Annotated in this window: 12 protein-coding genes; 9 read left to right on the top strand and 3 right to left on the bottom strand. The window is 67.3% G+C overall.

Annotation, left to right across the window (positions count from 1 at the left end):
• Positions 1-166: 166 nt before the first annotated feature.
• Complete coding sequence (locus ACOZ9V_RS02615; protein WP_434593333.1) at positions 167-1,348, bottom strand: PQQ-dependent sugar dehydrogenase; 1,182 nt, start codon at positions 1,346-1,348, stop codon at positions 167-169.
• 193 nt (positions 1,349-1,541) lie between these two features.
• Here ACOZ9V_RS02615 and ACOZ9V_RS02620 point away from each other — a divergent pair, with 193 nt between their 5' ends.
• Both ACOZ9V_RS02620 and ACOZ9V_RS02625 read left to right on the top strand, forming a co-directional pair.
• Positions 1,542-2,528, top strand: a complete 987-nt coding sequence (locus tag ACOZ9V_RS02620) for an LLM class flavin-dependent oxidoreductase (RefSeq protein ID WP_434593336.1) — start codon at positions 1,542-1,544, stop codon at positions 2,526-2,528.
• Between the two features lie 110 nt (positions 2,529-2,638).
• Complete coding sequence (locus tag ACOZ9V_RS02625) at positions 2,639-3,208, top strand: GNAT family N-acetyltransferase (protein WP_216657127.1); 570 nt, start codon at positions 2,639-2,641, stop codon at positions 3,206-3,208.
• 29 nt (positions 3,209-3,237) lie between these two features.
• On the opposite strand, the gene ACOZ9V_RS02630 is transcribed toward ACOZ9V_RS02625, so the two are convergent.
• On the bottom strand, positions 3,238-4,191 hold the full coding sequence (locus tag ACOZ9V_RS02630; protein ID WP_434593339.1) for a LysR family transcriptional regulator: 954 nt from the start codon (positions 4,189-4,191) through the stop codon (positions 3,238-3,240).
• A 103-nt stretch (positions 4,192-4,294) separates the two neighbouring features.
• On the opposite strand from ACOZ9V_RS02630, the gene ACOZ9V_RS02635 reads away from it, so the two are divergent.
• Together ACOZ9V_RS02635 and ACOZ9V_RS02640 are read left to right on the top strand one after the other, a co-directional pair.
• Positions 4,295-6,052 carry an FAD-binding protein gene (locus ACOZ9V_RS02635; RefSeq protein WP_181272474.1) on the top strand — a complete coding sequence of 586 codons (1,758 nt, stop codon included), beginning with the start codon at positions 4,295-4,297 and terminating at the stop codon, positions 6,050-6,052.
• 148 nt (positions 6,053-6,200) lie between these two features.
• Positions 6,201-6,614: a VOC family protein gene (locus ACOZ9V_RS02640; RefSeq protein WP_181272292.1), complete on the top strand. Its 414-nt coding sequence runs from the start codon at positions 6,201-6,203 to the stop codon at positions 6,612-6,614.
• Between the two features lie 26 nt (positions 6,615-6,640).
• On the opposite strand, the gene ACOZ9V_RS02645 is transcribed toward ACOZ9V_RS02640, so the two are convergent.
• Positions 6,641-8,710 (bottom strand): MFS transporter, encoded by a 2,070-nt coding sequence (locus tag ACOZ9V_RS02645; protein WP_434593342.1) that lies wholly within the window; start codon positions 8,708-8,710, stop codon positions 6,641-6,643.
• Between the two features lie 459 nt (positions 8,711-9,169).
• Between ACOZ9V_RS02645 and kdpA the strand changes: the two genes are divergently transcribed.
• From kdpA to ACOZ9V_RS02670, 5 genes are all read left to right on the top strand, one after another.
• Entirely contained in the window at positions 9,170-10,930 is a 1,761-nt protein-coding gene (gene kdpA / locus ACOZ9V_RS02650; RefSeq protein ID WP_434593345.1) for a potassium-transporting ATPase subunit KdpA, read from the top strand.
• A gap of 1 nt (position 10,931) precedes the next feature.
• Positions 10,932-13,109 carry a potassium-transporting ATPase subunit KdpB gene (gene kdpB / locus ACOZ9V_RS02655; protein ID WP_181272294.1) on the top strand — a complete coding sequence of 726 codons (2,178 nt, stop codon included), beginning with the start codon at positions 10,932-10,934 and terminating at the stop codon, positions 13,107-13,109.
• An 87-nt stretch (positions 13,110-13,196) separates the two neighbouring features.
• Complete coding sequence (locus tag ACOZ9V_RS02660; RefSeq protein WP_434593349.1) at positions 13,197-13,769, top strand: potassium-transporting ATPase subunit C; 573 nt, start codon at positions 13,197-13,199, stop codon at positions 13,767-13,769.
• The gene (locus ACOZ9V_RS02665) at positions 13,769-16,561 is read left to right on the top strand and encodes a DUF4118 domain-containing protein (RefSeq protein ID WP_434593351.1); all 2,793 of its coding nucleotides are present in this window, start codon (positions 13,769-13,771) and stop codon (positions 16,559-16,561) included. The genes ACOZ9V_RS02660 and ACOZ9V_RS02665 overlap by 1 nt, the downstream gene beginning before the upstream one ends.
• Positions 16,558-17,238 carry a response regulator gene (locus ACOZ9V_RS02670; protein WP_139470444.1) on the top strand — a complete coding sequence of 227 codons (681 nt, stop codon included), beginning with the start codon at positions 16,558-16,560 and terminating at the stop codon, positions 17,236-17,238. The genes ACOZ9V_RS02665 and ACOZ9V_RS02670 overlap by 4 nt, the downstream gene beginning before the upstream one ends.
• Positions 17,239-17,243 lie beyond the last annotated feature (5 nt).

The following is a 17,243-nucleotide window of genomic DNA, read 5'->3' on the forward strand; positions in this document are numbered from 1 at the left end:
CACGAGGCCCCGAACGCGAAGAGCGTTCGGGGTCTCGGTGTATCCGGTCCGTGGTGGAATCGGCGGCGATCTCGTTCAAGCGTCAGCGCGGTTATGGCGAGGTACACCGGCTGATAAGTGTGCTTCGCCTTGAAGGAGAGGATAGGGAGGCGGTCGGGCCAGCACCTCAGAGTGTGAAACGCAGGAGACGGTCGTCGTCCGGGCCGGGTTCTCCGCGACCGTCGGTGTTGTTCGTCAGCACGAGCAGCGACCCGTCGGGCGCTTCGACCACATCGCGCAGTCGCCCGTGCTCGCCGGTCCACAGCTCTGACGACGACTTCAGGTCGTCGAGCGGAACTTGGTGTAGGCGCTCACCGCGCAGCCCGGCGATGAGGATGCTGTCATCGGTGACGGCCAGCCCGCTGGGGCTCGCTTCGTCGGGGGACCACTGCTGCACCGGGTCGATGAAATCACCGTCCTCGTCACCGGAGCCGCCGTCACTCGCACCGTTGCCCTCGGCGATGCCTTCGACCTCGGGCCATCCATAATTCCCGCCGGCTTCGATGACGTTGAGTTCGTCCCACGTGTCCTGCCCGAATTCCGAGGCGTACATCGTGCCCTCGTCGTCCCACCCGATGCCCTGCGGATTCCGGTGCCCCATGCTGAAGACGAGCGAATCGCCGAACGGATTGTCCGCAGGTATGTCGCCGTCGGGCGTCATGCGCAGAATCTTTCCCGACAGCGCATCCTCGTCCTGCGCACTGTCGCGATCGCCCGTATCGCCGAGAGTGGCATAGAGCATTCCGTCGGGCCCGAACGCGAGCCGCCCGCCGTTGTGGAAGTTCGCGGTCGGCAGCCCGTCGAGGATCGTCTCCTCCTCACCCAGGGACAGATCCCCGGCCTCACCGAGGAGGTCGAACCGCACGATCCGGTTCTCCGTCCCAGCGGCGAAGAAGGCATAGAGACGGTCATCGTCGACGGCGAGACCGTGGAGGCCGGCCTCTCCCGAGGCCGAGGCATCATCGATCCGGCCGACCTCGCGAGCGTCTCCACCTGTGGAGACTTCGAGGATGCGCCCCGAATCGCGTTCGCTGACCAGCATGGTCTGCCCGTGGAAGGCGATCGACCACGGGGATTCGAGTCCGGTGGCGACGACCTCGGGGGAGCCCGCGCCCGGTGCTGATGATGTGGACCCGGTGTCGGATGCTCCGGAACCACCGCTCGCCGAGGCGGCCCCCGACTCCTCCCCGCCCCGACCGTTGGTCTCGCCGGAGTGCGAATCGGAGGAGCAGGCGCTGAGGACGACGGCCAGGGACATGGCGGCACCGGTGAGGAGCCGCCGGGTGCGGAAGTGTGCTGAGGTGCTCATGATCTCGCCTTCATCGGGGAGTCCGGTGGCACAAGACTATCCGTCGGCCGCTCGAGAACTGAACCGCTTGCCGCGGACTGGGATCGTCTGCCCAGGAATAGAACCGTCTGCTCGGACTGTTGCCTCAGATGACTGAAATTCTGCGACTGCATCCCGCAACCGCACCGTGCGCCCACCGAAGGAGCCTTCCGCCTTGTCCGTTCCGTTGAACATCCTCGATCTCGTCTCCATTCGGGAAGGAGCCACCGCGCGCGAGAGCATCGCCGAATCGATGACGAACGCGAAGCTCTCCGACGAACTGGGATACAAACGCCTGTGGTTCGCCGAGCACCACAACACGATGGGCCTGGCCGCCAGCGCCACGGCTCTCCTCATCTCTCAGGCCGCCTCGGTGACGGAGAAGATCCGGGTCGGATCCGGCGGTGTCATGCTGCCCAACCACGCGCCACTCATGGTGGTCGAACAGTACGGAACGCTCGCGAACATCCACGGTGATCGCATCGACTTGGGCCTCGGGCGCGCACCAGGCACGGACGGGATGACCGCGCAGGCGCTCGCCCGATCCTCGGCCGAACCACAGGACTTCGCACAGAACATCTATGACATGCAGGGCTGGTTCTCCGAGACAGGGCAGGCGCACACGATGCCGATCAAGTCCGCGGTCTCGGCGGGGATGAACGTGCCCATCTGGGTGCTCGGGTCGACGATGAACGGCGCCTCGATCGCCGGTCAGCTGGGCCTCCCGTTCTCCTTGGCCTCGCACTTCGCAACCGACCAGATCGACATCGCGATCAAGACCTACCGCGATTCGTTCACCGCCGATGCGCCGACCGCGCAGATCGACGAACCCTACGTCATGGCCGGGATCAACGTCATGGTCGCCGATACCGACGCCGAGGCGGCCCGCCAGTTCACCTCAGTCCAGCAGATGTTCAACGACATGCGCACCGGCCGCCGCCGCAATCTGCAGCCCCCGGTCGACCCGGCCGAGATCTCTGCGCAGGGCGGAACCAGCCCGATGCTGTCCATCAGCGCCGTCGGCTCACCGGATACTGCGACCGCGCAGATGGCCGAGTTCGTCGAACGCACCGGCGCCGACGAACTCATCACCGTCACCTACGCCTACGATCCAGAGGTGCAGCGCCAGTCGCTGAAACTGCTCGCCGACGCCTGGTTCTGAGGCGACGACTGAGCGGACCCCCGGCTGGGGCGCGAGCCGCCGTTCGGCCATTGGCTGTGGACATCGACGGTGTCGGCGAACCCGTCGAACCGCGGTAGATTGGTATCGTGATGATTGCCGTGCGTGAGGCGACTGCCGCCGATGTCCCCGCCGCCGCAGGAGTGCTCTCCAGAGCCTTTGATGAATACTCCTGGACGCGGTGGTCGGTGCCGGCCGACCGCTATCGCGCGCGGCTGGAGGAGCTGCAGGCGATTTATCTCGCCCACGCGGTCGAGTGTGGGCTGGTGATCGTCGAGGAGAAGTACCGGGGCGTGGCGGCCTTCGTGCCCCCGGAAGCTCCCGACCTTAACTCCGAGCGACAGAATCGCGTGAGCGAGCTGCTCGGTGATCGCCTCGAGGTGCTGATGGCCACACACCTGCCGTCGCGGCCCCACGCCGCGTGGGATCTCGCCACTATCGGTGTGGAACCCGACAGCTGGGGGTCGGGCATCGCGTCGGCGATCCTCGCCGAAGGTCTGCGCCGGATGGACACGATCGGCTCCCTGGTGTCGCTGGAGACGTCGGATCCGCGCAATGTCGCTCTCTACGTCCGATTCGGTTTCAGTACCATCGCCGAGACGCAGGTGCCGAACGGTCCGAAGGTCTCGACCATGGTCCGCACGCTTTCGACTGAAGCATAGAGGCACTCCGTCCTCACCGAGGCTCGACCTCACCCCACCAGGCGCACATGCGCCGCCAGTCCGGGTTCGGTGTCGGCGAGCGTGCGGGCGGTGGACAGGACCGTCGACTCCATCGCCGAGGCGGCCCTCGTCGCCCGCACGTCCGCGCGCGTCGCGAGGCTGACCGTCCGCGTCAGCTGCGGATCGGCCAGGGGCGCCGAGTCAAGCAATGGCCGGTCGACGAGGACCATTGCCGGGACGATCGCGACCCCGAGGCCGCGCTCGACGAACCGCAGCGCCGCATCCATCTCCACCCCTTCGACGACGACTCGGGGAGTCAGGCCGGCAGACTCGAACGCCGTGGAGGTCGCCTCCCTGAGGTCGTAGCCATGATGGAACAGGACCTGGGGACGGTCGGCCACCTCGGCGAGGGTGATCCCATCGGTCTGCGCACGGTCTGAGTTGAGCAGATCGGAACCGGCTGCGGCGATGACGACGAGATCCTCGGCGAGGATCCCGCCCAGGCTGAGCCTCGGCATCTGCGGGGCGAGGTCGAAGGTGCGGGTGATGAGCGCGAGGTCGAGTTCGCCGCCGGCCAGTGACTCGATGAGCTCACGAGAGCCTTTTTCGACGAGCTCGAGTTCGACGCCGGGATGGGCCGTGTGGAACCGGCTGATCGCCTCGGCCACGAGGCTCACGCACAGGGTCGGGGTCGCACCGAGCCGGACGCGACCGCGCCGCAGACCGGCGAGCTCGTCCATGTCGCGGCGGACCGCCTCGGCATCGGCGAGCATGCGTTTCGCCGTCGGCAGCAGGGTCTGGCCGGCGTCAGTGAGTGTGATGTGTCCGTGCGCGCGGTGGAAGAGCTCGGCCCCGAGTTCCTTCTCCAACGTCGAGATCTGTCGGGACAGCGAGGGCTGGGCCAAGTGGAGCGTCGCGGCGGCTTTCGTGAAATGGCCGGTGGCGGCCACCTCGGCGAAGCTTCTCAGCTGTTCGAGATTCACTGTGGGTCTCCGTGCAGGTCAGACATGGCAATAGTCTATCGCTATCGACTTGACTCAAACAATGCATTGGACGTATGGAGTGGGTGGTTCCATAGTGGAATCCATGCACACCACACAGGGCGGACCCCGCCGAAAAGAACACTCCATCTCCACCTCGGTGCTGGTCATCGGAACCGGCGGATCGGGCCTGCGGGCCGCGATCGAGGTCGCCGAAGCCGGCGCCGATGTCCTCGCGGTCGGCAAACGGCCGAAGGAAGACGCGCACACCTCGCTGGCCGCCGGCGGCATCAACGCGGCCCTGGCGACGATGGACCCGGACGACACGTGGCAGCAGCATGCTGCCGATACGATCAAGGAATCCTATGACCTCGCCAACCCCCGGACCGTCGAAATCGTCACCCAGGGAGCAGCCGAAGGCATCGCTGACCTGGAGCGATATGGAATGGACTTCGCGAAGGAGGACGACGGTCGGATCTCTCAGCGCTTCTTCGGCGCCCACACCTGGCGTCGCACCGCTTTCGCCGGCGACTACACGGGGCTGGAAATCCAGCGCACCCTCATTCGTCGCGCCGAAGCCTTAGACATCCCGATCCTCGACCGCGTCTACATCACGAAGCTGCTCGTCGCCGACGGCCGCATCTTCGGCGCCTTCGGCTTCGACGTCATCGACGGCACCGGCTACCGGATCTACGCCGACGCCGTCATCCTCGCCGCCGGCGGACACAACCGGATCTGGAGGCGGACCTCTTCGCGTCGGGACGAGAATACCGGTGACTCCTTCCGTCTGGCCGTCGAGGCCGGTGCCCGACTGCGCGATGCCGAACTCGTCCAGTTCCACCCCTCGGGCATCATCGAACCTGAGAACGCCGCCGGCACGCTGGTCTCCGAGGCGGCCCGCGGTGAAGGCGGGATCCTGCGCAACGGACTGGGGGAGCGGTTCATGGAACGCTACGATCCGCAGCGTATGGAACTCTCCACCCGTGACCGGGTGGCGCTCGCCGCCTACACGGAGATCGCCGAGGGGCGCGGCACCGAGAACGGCGGCGTGTGGCTCGACGTGTCCCATCTGCCCCGCGAAACCATCATGAACCGCCTGCCCCGAGTGTTCCAGACGCTCATGGAGACCCAGATGCTCGACATCACGGCATCGCCGATCGAGATCGCGCCGACCGCGCACTACTCGATGGGCGGAGTGTGGGTCGACCCGGTCGATCACAGCACCGACGTCGAGGGACTCTGGGCCATCGGCGAAGCCTCGTCCGGGCTGCACGGGGCGAACAGGCTGGGCGGAAATTCGCTCATCGAACTCCTCGTCTTCGGTCGCATCGTCGGCCAGTCGGCGGTTGCGTACTCCGAGGGGCTGGAGGCGCAGGTGCGGAGTCGGGATGCCGTCGCCGAGGCGCGGGCCGAGATCGCCGGTCTGCTGGCATCCGAGGGAACGGAGAACGTCCGGGCCCTGCAGCGCGAGGTCCGCAACCTCATGACCGAGCACGCCGGAGTCGTCCGCGACGAGGCGGGTCTGCAGGCCGGGCTGGAGAAGCTCGCGGCGATCGAGGCGCGCCTCGAACTCGTCGGGATCCATCCCGATATCGCTGGATTCTCCGATCTCGCGCACGCCTTCGATCTCAAGTCCTCGGTGCTCGCGGCCCGCGCGACCATCGAGTGCGCGTTGGAGCGCCGTGAGACCCGCGGCTGCCACAACCGCAGCGACTACCCGGAGATGGACCCGGCGCTGCAGGTCAACCTCGTGTGGTCGCCGAGCGTTGGGGTGGTCCGCGAATCGATCCCGCCGGTCGACCCCGAGGTCGAGGAGCTCATGCACACCGGCGAGATCAGCCAGGAGGGCAAGCTCGTCGAATAACCCCATCCCCAATTACTACCTGACGGCGGCCCAGCAACCTTGCGCGAGGTTGCTGGGCCGCCGTCAGGTGTGTCTGAGGGGTGTCGCGCCGAGGCAACAGGCGGGCTGAGAGTTGTCGGCGGCATCGCGGCACCATACACTCCCGGTTATGGCCCTCAACGTGGAACGGATCGACCACATCGTGCTCAACTGCCGCGATGTGACGGCAACGGCGGAATGGTACGAACGAGTCCTGGGCATGCGCGCCGAACGGTTCGGCCCCGCACAGCGAGTCGCGCTCGCCTTCGGTGATCAGAAGATCAACCTCCGCCCGATCGGCGCGGCCGACGATGATCCGGACTGGGTGACGGGCAGCACCGAAGCTGCCGGGTCAGAGGATCTCTGCTTCATCACGACCACCACTCCCACCGCCGTCGCCGATCATCTCACCGACTGCGGAGTCGAGATCGTCAACGGACCGGTGACGAAGGTCGGTGCCCTCGGGCCGATGACCTCGCACTACTGCCGCGACCTCGACGGGAATCTCATCGAAATAGCGGTGTACCCCACTGCTGGGCCCTGAGCCGCCGACGGGCAGCAGAGCGAGGGTCACGCGAGTACGGACCCGACCGGCACCCGTTCACGCAGGTACCCCGCGACGGCCATCCGGTTGATCGCCGAGCGGCTGACGATGCCGACCATACGTCCCTCGGGGCCGTCCACCACCGGCACCTTCTTCAGCTTCGCATCGGAGAGGGCGGCGACGGCATAAGCGATCGAGGCGTCGACGTCGATGGTGACGACCTCACGGTTCGCCAGGCGCATGACCTCGAGATTCGCAAGATCGGCCATGGCCTGGCTCAGATCATCCTCGGCGCCGATTGCGAACGAGTAGATCGATGTCGACGAAGGGCGGGCAGCCGACAGATAGCGCATCACGTCACCGTCGGAGAGGAAGCCGACCAGGTCGCCGTCGGCGTCGACCACCGGTGCTCCCGAGATGCCGCGATCGGTGAAGGTCCGCAGCGCCTCGAGCACGCTCTGGTTCGCCGACAGAGTGAACACCTCGGACTTCATGATCGCCGCGACGGTGGTCGGATCGACCGATCCCACCGTGATGTTCGCCGAGGTGGCCGACCGGTCGACCGGAACCGCCGAGGCGGCCGATAGTTCCGTCGCGTCGCCCATGGAAGCTGCGCCCGGGCCGGGTACGCCCGGGTCGGCGTCATCCGCCGAGTCACCCTGACTGTTGCGACCCGCCCGACCGCCGCGGTCATGCCTCACCGAACGGTAGGCGAGGAACGCGAGCACGATGCCGATCACCGAGGTGGCCACCACAAATGCAACGGCACCGCGGAAACCCAGGAGCAGCGACGAGAGTTCGCTGCCGCCGGAGTTCAGGCGTGCCTTGCTCAGGGCACCGTAGACTCCGGCGGCCAGTGACGTACCGACGCAGCCGGCGATCTGGAAACTGGTGGACACGACGGTGACACCATGCGGACTGGTCTCGTGATCGAGGTGGGACAAGGCGAAGGTCTGCGCGGGCCCGATGACGAACGCCGTCGCCAACACCGCCGGGACGTAGAGCGCGCCGAAGATCACGAGAGACGTCTGCCCTGCCGCCAGTCCGACCAGGCTGACGAAGACGGCCATGACGAGGAAGCCGATCGGGATCGACCACCGACCACTGTGGCGATCGAACAACCGTCCGGCTACGGGACCCAGAGCCACTGTGAGCAAGATGCCCGGGGCTAATGTCAGCGAGGCGCCCAGCGGCGGAACATCGCGTGCTGCCTGCAGAAACAGGGGGATGACGACGTTCATCGCGAAGACGAACACAAGTCCGAGCATCGTCATCACCACACCGAGCACGAACGGGGTGCTCGAGAACGGCCGCAGGTCGAGAAGCGGATGATCGATCCGCCGCTGGCGGGCGATGAACGCCCACAGTGCCAGCAGTCCGATCACTCCGGACGTCGCTGCCCACACGGCGGAGCCGCCGAATGCCGCGGTGACACCGTAGAGGATGCCGACGAGCGCCACGGCAACGAGCAGGAACGAGAGGGTGTCGAGGCGGGGTCGGCCGAGCTCGGCGACGGTGCGCAGGACGAGAGTTCCGGCGATGAGCACGATGAGACACAGACCGCCGAAGACCCACATGAGCGTCGTCCACGGGGCGACGGTGAGCAGAGCTCCGGAGAGGACGATGGCCAGCGACGGTCCCAAGGTGGTCATCGCCGCCATGATGCCCATGTTCATCCCGAGCTTCTCGCGCGGGGAGACAGCCAGGGTGGTGTTCATGCCGATAGGGGTGAGCAGGCCAGTGCCGATCGCCTGCAGCAGTCGTCCGATGAGGAGGACGCCGAAGTTCGGCGCGAAGGCTCCGACGAGCGACCCGATGACCATGACCGCGACGACGCTGACGAACAGACTGCGGGTGGGGAACCGGTGATAGAGGACATTGGCGACCGGGACGAAGACCGCGGCGACAAGAAGGTAGGCCGTGGTCAGCCACTGGACCGTGGTCACGGCGACGCCGAAGTCGGCCATGATCGGGGTGAATGCGACATTGAGGAAGGTTTCGTTGAACGTGGCAAGGAACGCTGCGGCGGCGGCAACCGCGATCATCGGTCCCACACGTTCGGTCGCGTGCGGACGGGAATGGGCAGGTGAGGTCATGGAATCTCCTGACAGTCGGCGGATGTCAGCTGCTTGACCGTGCCGTGTCAGAAGTTGCTCGAGTGAACCTCGCGTGTCGTGTCATCGAAGCGCTGTGGCCAATGGGCCGTGATCGAATGTAGCAGATTTCGCCGATCTTCGTAAGCCGAGCCGGACCGATCGCTCCCGCCCACTCCCCCAATTACTACCCGACGGCGGCCCAGCAACCTTGCGCAAGGTTGCTGGGCCGCCGTCGGGTAGTAATTGGGGTGTTGGGGTTGTGTTGGGAGGTGTGAAGATCGCGTTAAGATCGCCCGCCGACCGGCCCCTGCGGCGGTGGGATGGACGCATGTCATTCACTTCATCGCCGAGGCGGCCGACCGGACCGTCGCACGCTGCGTCCCGTACGGGGCAGGTCCGCTCAATGCGTTCTGAGCACTGCCCGTGCACCGAGTTCCGCTCCTCCCGGGAGGGCCGGTCATGAGCTGGTTCGCTGGCATCACGCAGATCCTGCTTGTCCTCGCTCTTCTGGCCGCGGCCCACGTTCCGCTCGGCAACTACATGGCCCGCGTGTTCCTCTCGGAGACCGACACCCGCGCCGAATCCGTCCTCTACCGCCTCACCGGCGTCGACTCGTCCTCGCAGCAGCGGTGGCGCACCTACTTCCTCTCGGTCCTCGGGTTCACGGCCGTCTCGCTTGTCGTCCTCTTCGGCTTGCTCCGCCTCCAACACGTCCTGCCACTGTCGAACGGCAAGTCGGATGTGCCCGTCGACCAGGCGATCAACACTGCGGTCTCCTTTGTCACGAACACGAACTGGCAGTCCTACTCCGGTGAGACGACGATGGGCTTCCTCGCCCAGATGGCCGGGCTCGCCGTCCAGAACTTCGTCTCCGCGGCCGTCGGCATCGCCGTAGCCGTCGCCCTCATCCGCGGGCTCATGCGCTCGAACTCCCTGTTCATCGGCAACTTCTGGGTCGACCTCACCCGCTCGACACTGCGTATTCTGCTTCCGCTCTCGGTGCTCTTCGCGATCATCTACATGGGACTCGGCGTCATCGACAATCTCACCCCTGACCAGGTCGTCCACACCGTCACCGGCGGCACCCACGCCGCCGACGCAGCCCAAGCCGGCAGCACCATCACCCAGACCATCCCCGGTGGTCCCGATGCCAGCCAGGAGGTCATCAAACACCTCGGCACGAACGGCGGCGGCTTCTTCAACGCGAACTCCGCGCACCCGCTCTCGGCTCCGAGCGCCCTGGTCAACCTCGCGAACATCTTCCTCATCCTCCTCATCCCCTCGGCACTGCCGCGCACCTTCGGCATCATGGTCGGCAGCCGCAAGCAGGGCTGGGCGATCCTTGTGGCCATGGCCACCTTCTTCGTCCTCTCACTCGCCGCCGTCATCGCCCTTGAAACGACGACCACCACCCCGGCTTCCCACGCAGCGGGAGCCGCAATGGAAGGCCGCGAAACCCGTTTCGGCGTCATCCCCTCGGCTTTCTTCGCCGTGGCCACGACTCTGACCTCGACGGGAGCGATCGACTCGGCCCACTCGAGCTACTCAGGACTCGGGGGAGCGGTGCTCATGATCAACATGATGATCGGAGAGATCGCCCCCGGCGGCGTCGGCTCCGGCCTCTACGGCATGCTCATCGTCGCAATCGTTGCCGTCTTCGTCTGCGGACTCATGGTCGGTCGCACTCCGGAGTTCCTCGGCAAGCGCATCGGCCGGACCGAGATCACCTTGGCGAGCACCTTCATCCTCGTCTCCCCGGCGCTGACCCTGAGCGGCACCGCCGTGGCCACGCTGTGCCCGGGCACGCTCGACTCGGTCCTCAACACCACCTCGGCGATCCAATCCTCCGGCCACGCAACCGCGCAGACCGCACAAACCGCGACCCAACTCAACCCTCACGCCCTGTCCGAGATCCTCTACGCCTTCACCTCGGCGGCAAACAACAACGGATCCGCGTTCGCCGGCCTTGACGCGAACACCCCGTTCTTCAACATCGCCCTGGCGATCGCGATGCTGCTCGGCCGCCTCGTGCCGATCGGCGCCGTGCTCGCGCTCGCCGGAGCGTTGGCCAAACAGACCCCCGCCGAGGCGAGCCCGGGCACCCTGCCCACCCACCGACCCCTGTTCGTCGGGGTCGTCGTCGGCAGCGGCTTCGTCATCAGCGCCCTCACCTTCCTCCCCGTGCTCGCACTGGGACCGATCAACGAAGGACTCATGTGAGATGAGAACCATCACCGCTCCCGCCCTCCTCCAGGCAAGCCTGCTCGGGCTCAGAAAGCTCGACCCCCGCACCGCCTGGCGCAACCCCGTGATGTTCCTCGTCGAGATCGGCGCGGCCATCACCCTCATCCTCGCGATCGCCGATCCCAGCCGTTTCACCTGGGCGATCAGCATCTGGCTGTGGCTGACAGTCGTCTTCGCCAACACCGCCGAGGCGCTCGCCGAGGGCCGCGGCAAGGCCCAGGCCGACTCCCTTCGGGCCAGCCGGGTCAGCGTCGACGCAACCCGCGTGCTGCCGGGCGGGGGCACCGAAACCGTGCCCGCCTCCCAGCTGCAGGCCGGGGACCGGGTGCTCGTGACCGCAGGTGAGACGATCCCCGGCGACGGCGACGTCATCGAGGGTGCGGCCACCGTCGACGAGTCCGCCATCACCGGCGAATCCGCGCCCGTCATCCGTGAGGCCGGCGGCGACCGCTGCGCCGTCACAGGCGGGACGAAGGTGCTCTCCGACTCGATCACCGTGACCGTCACCGCGAGCCCCGGAGAGAGCTTCCTCGACCGGATGATCACGATGGTCGAGGGTGCGAACCGGCAGAAGACCCCCAACGAGGTGGCCCTCGGCGTCTTCCTCTCCGTGCTCACCCTCATCTTCATCCTGGTGGTGCTCAGCCTCGCCCCGATCGCCTCCTTCTCCGGCGCCCCGCAGTCGCTGACCGTGCTCATCGCCCTCCTCGTCTGCCTCATCCCGACGACGATCGGCGCGCTGCTCTCGGCAATCGGCATCGCCGGCATGGACCGGCTGGTCGCGGCGAACGTGCTCGCGAAGTCCGGCCGCGCCGTCGAGGCCGCCGGTGACGTGTCGACGCTGCTGCTCGACAAGACCGGCACGATCACGATGGGCGACCGGCAGGCCACCGACTTCGTGCCCTTGGGATCGACGACACCGGAACGGATCGCCGAGGCGGCCCGGCTGTCCTCGTTGGCCGACGACACCCCCGAGGGCAGGTCCGTCGTCACCCTCGCCGAGACGGAATTCCGCATCGACGCCGCCGGCCTCGAGGCCTATCCCGAGGCCGAATTCATCTCGTTCTCGGCGACGACCCGCCTGTCGGGGATCGTCCTGCCGGTTCGTGAGCAGGTCACTGAGCAGGATGGGGCGACTTCCCCCGCCGAGGTAGGCGCACATCGATCCGCGCGTACGCGGTCGACCGTCGTCGAGGTAGTCGGAAGGACTGGTGCGGGTGCGTCGTCATCCGCCGCGGTGGGGTTGGCCGCGGGAGTGGCACCGTTGCGTCGCACCGTGGTCAAGGGTGCGGCCAAGGAGGTCATCGCGTGGGCCCGCGACCGCGGGGCCGAGGTCCCCGAGGCCGCGACCGCCGAGGTCGAACGCATCAACACGGGGGGCGGCACGGCACTCCTCGTCGCTGAGGCTGTCGGGTCCTCCGCACGGGTGCTCGGGGTCATCGACCTGCGCGACATCGTCAAACCGGGCATGGCCGAGCGCTTCGCGACGCTGCGCGAGATGGGGATCCGGACGGTGATGATCACCGGCGACAACGAGCTCACGGCCCGCGCGATCGCCCGGGAAGCCGGGGTCGATGACTTCCTCTCCGAGGCCACGCCCGAGGACAAACTCGCCCTCATCAAGACCGAACAGGCCGGCGGTCGGATGGTCGCGATGACCGGGGACGGGACGAACGACGCGCCCGCGCTCGCGCAGGCCGACGTCGGGGTCGCAATGAACACGGGCACGACCGCGGCGAAGGAGGCCGGCAACCTCGTCGACCTCGATTCGGATCCGACGAAGCTCATCGACATCGTCGCGATCGGTAAGCAGCTGCTCATCACCCGTGGGGCGCTGACGACGTTCTCGATCGCCAACGATGTCGCGAAGTACTTCGCGATCATTCCGGCGATGTTCCTGCTCGCGTTCCCGGGGCTCGGGGCGCTCAACATCATGGGTCTGCACAGCCCCGCCTCGGCGATCCTGTCCGCGGTGATCTTCAATGCCCTCATCATCGTCGCCCTCATCCCGGTCGCGCTGCGCGGGGTGCGGTTCCGGGCGCGGACGGCCTCGTCGCTGCTGCGGATGAACCTGCTCGTGTTCGGCATCGGCGGACTCATCGTCCCGTTCATCGGCATCAAACTCATCGACCTCGTCATCGCGCCGCTGCTCTGAGCAATTCACCACTGCGGGTGGTGCACCGCTCTGAAGCGCCCGCCTGACCTCGTCGTTCACACTGACTACTCTGAAAGGACCCTCATCATGCTCCCCATCTTCGGCCGACAGCTCCTCACCGGGGCACGGATGCTTCTGGTGCTCACCCTCGTCGTCGGCCTCGCGTACCCGCTGGCGATGGTCGCGATCGGTCGTCTCATACCCGCCCAAGACGCGTCGATTCGCAACAGTGCCGGCGAGGTCGTCGGCAACGCCCGCCTCGCCCAGCCCGTGAGCGGGGACGAATGGTTCTTTCCTCGGCCTTCGGCCGGTGACTATGACGGACTCGCCTCGGGGGCGTCGAACCTCGCGGCGAACAGTCCCGAACTGCTCAAACAGATCGCCGACCGTCGCTTCCAGATCGCTGAGCGAGAGCACGTCGACCCGGCGAGCATTCCTGCGGATGCGCTGAGCGCGTCCGCGTCCGGTCTCGATCCGGACATCAGCCCTGAGTATGCTCGACTCCAGATCCCTCGCGTCGCGCGGGAGACGGGACTGAGCAGGAAGGACGTGACCGCGATGGTTCAGGCGAACACGCAGGATCCGCTGTTCGGCTTCATCGGTGAGCCTCAGGTCAACGTCGTCACTCTCAACAACGACCTCGCGAACGGCGGGCGCTGATGGACTCACCTCGGCGGGGCACGCTCACGGTCTTCCTCGGCTACGCGCCCGGGGTGGGCAAGACCGTCGCGATGCTCGAGGCTGCGGCGACTGCGGCAGACAACGGCCGCGACGTCGTCATCGGCATCGTCGAGGACCACGGACGTGCCTTCACCCGGTCCCTGGCCGAGGGATTCGAGACCATCGCCCGGCGCCCGGCCGACTACCGCGGTCGGACGTTTCACGAACTCGACACCGAGGCGGTGCTCACCCGGGCGCCCGAACTCGTCATCATCGACGAACTCGCGCATACGAATGTGCCGAGCGATGATTCGGTCGGTGGCGACGGCACGGAGACCTACCTCGGCGGCGGAACCACGCCCACCCCGACCCGCACCAAACGTTGGGAGGACGTCGAGGCGATCCTCGCCGCCGGCATCGACGTGTTCACGACGGTGAACATCCAGCACCTCGAATCCCTCGGCGACGTCGTCGGTGCGATCATCGGCCGCAACCAGGCCGAACGCGTCCCCGACCCCTTCCTCCGCGCCGCCGACGAAGTCGAACTCATCGACATCAGCCCCGCCGCACTGCGCACCCGACTGGTCGACGGGCGGATCTATGCAGCGGAGAAGGTCGCTGCCGCGATGTCGAACTACTTCCGGCTCGGCAACCTCACCGCGCTGCGCGAACTCGCCCTCCTGTGGCTGGCCGACCGGGTGGACGAAGGCCTCGAGAAGTACCGCGACGAAAAGGGTATCCGCGCCACCTGGGCCGCCCGCGACCGGATCCTCGTCGCCGTCACCGGCGGCCCGGAATCGACGACGCTCATCCGCCGCGGACTGCGCATCGCCGGCCGAGTGGCCGGGCGCGAACTCCACGTCGTCCACGTCATCGAACCCGACGGCACCCGCCGCTCCGGTGCCCCGCACCTGCTGTCGGCCCGCGAACTCGCCGAGGCGAACCACGCCGTATGGCACACCGTGGTCGGTGGCGATGTCGCCAAGGCCCTCATCGAGTTCGCCCGCACCCTCAATGCCTCACAGATCGTCCTCGGGGTCTCGCGCACCCCGTGGTACCGGCGCATGTTCGGCCCCGGCGTGGCCAACCGCGTCATCAGCGCCGCCGCTGACATCGACGTGCACATGGTCACCCACGCCCAGGCCGCCCGATTCTGGCGGCCGGATCGAGAACGCACCCGAGACAATCCCCTCTCGCGTCTTCGTCGCATCCTCGGCTGGATCATCGGTGCGCTCGCCCCGCTCGTGCTCACCGGCCTGTTCGTCGCGCTCGGCCCCGGGTCGACCTCGCTGGGCATGAACTTCCTCGCCTACATCACCGTCGTCGTGCTCGTCGCCCTCATCGGCGGGTTGTGGCCGGCGGTGATGACGGCCGTGTTCGGAGCCGGACTCATCAACTTCTTCTTCACCCATCCGGTGAATTCGTTGTCGGTGAGGCAGATTGAGAACATCCTCGCGCTCGTCATCTTCGTCGCGGTCGCCGTGGCCGTGGCCACCGTCGTCGACCAAGCCGCCCGCCGCTCGAGGCAGGCTCAGGCGGCCGAACACGAGGCGGGAGTGCTCAGTGAGCTCGCCGGATCGATGATCGCCGAGGGTGACAGCCCCGAGGCGATGGTCGCGGGCATCCGCACGAGCTTCGCCCTCGACGGGGTCACCCTCTTCGTCCGCGGGAACGGGGCGGGCGGCGAAGACCGCACCGACGCTGTCGGTCGTGCCGGTGACGGCGACCGGGCGGGCAATACGAACCGCGCGGGCGGCGGGGACGTGGCGGCCGCCTCGGCGGGGGAACCGATCAGGTCACGGGCCGAGGCGAGCGAGGTCATCGACCTCGACGAGGACACCTCACTGGCGCTGAAAGGGCGGCCGCTCAGTGCCGGAGAACAGCGGATCCTCGACGCTTATGCCGGCAGGCTGCTGCGGGTGCTCACGGAATCGGCCCTGCAGCGCAGCCGCACCGAGGCCAGGGAACTCTCGGCCGGCAACGCCGTGCGCACCGCCCTGCTCACCGCGGTCTCCCACGACCTGCGCACGCCGCTGGGCGCGATCACCACGGCGACCTCGACGCTGCTGCTCGACGAGATCGAGCTCTCGGATGCCGACCAGCGGCTCATGCTCGAGACCATCGAGCACGGAGCCCAGCGCCTCGAGAAGCTCATCGACAACCTCCTCGACATGAGCCGGATCCAGTCCGGGGCGGTGACGATCGCGACGGCACCGGTGCTCGTGGCCGATGTCGTCGCCTCGGCGCTGGATGAACTCGACGGGGATTCGGCGGGGATCGCGACCGGCGATGACGGGGGCTCGGCGGGGACCGCGGCCGGCGATGACGGGGACTCGGCGGGGATCGCGGCCGGCGATGACGGTCGCTCTTCACAGCCGAAGATCACCGTCGATGTCGACCCCGAGACGTGGATCGACGTCGATGCGGGGCTCGTCGAACGCGTGCTCGTCAACATCATCGAGAACTCCGTGAAGTACGGCGAGGGCGCACCGATCACGATCGATGCCTCCACCGGCGCCGAGGCGGTCCACCTCCGCGTCGCAGACTCCGGTCCCGGAGTGGCCGAGGAGGCACTCGAGTCCGTCTTCACCCCGTTCACCAGGCTCGATGAGTCCAACACGAAGGGTCTCGGGCTGGGGATGGCGGTCGCGTTGGGTCTGTGCCGGGCGATGGACATCGAGCTGAGCGCCGAGCCGACCCCGGGCGGCGGATTCACCGCGGTGCTGACGATTCCGCGCCGAGGTGGGGCGCCGGCAGCACCCGAGGAGACGAGGAAGGGCGACGCGTTGTGAAGCACGTGCTCATCGTCGAAGACGACACCGACATCGCCCGCGCCGTGAGTGTGGGGCTGCGGGGCAAGGGCCATGAGGTGACGATCACCGGCAGCGGGCGGCAGATGAATGAGGCGCTCGCCGAGGCGACCGTCGATGTCATCCTCCTCGACCTCGGACTGCCCGACGTCGACGGCATCGAACTCATCTCGCAGGTGCGCAAGTGGAGCCAGGTGCCCATCGTCGTCATCTCGGCCCGCCATGACGCGCGTGGCAAGATCGCCGCCCTCGACGCCGGGGCCGATGACTATGTGACGAAGCCGTTCTCCCTCGGCGAGGTCCTCGCCCGCCTGCGCGCGATCGAGCGGCGCTCGGGTACGGCGGCCGATTCGAGTGTTGTGCGCACCGGTGATGGGCGGGTCGTCATCGACCTTGCCGCTCATGTCCTTCAGGTCGAAGGTGCCGAGGTGCATCTCACGCCGATCGAATGGAACATGCTCGGCGTCTTCGCCAAGCATCGGGGTGCGCTCGTCGATGCGACGACCCTGCTCACCGAGGTGTGGGGCCCTGAGTATGCCGGGGAGCGCGGCTACCTGCGGGTCTATATGTCCCAGCTGCGGCAGAAACTCGAGGCCGACCCTGCCCGACCGCAGTACCTGCACACGCAGATGGGCATGGGCTACCGCTTCACCCCGTAGTGTGG

The organism is Brevibacterium sp. 1718, assembly GCF_051131255.1.
GTDB lineage: Bacteria > Actinomycetota > Actinomycetes > Actinomycetales > Brevibacteriaceae > Brevibacterium > Brevibacterium sediminis.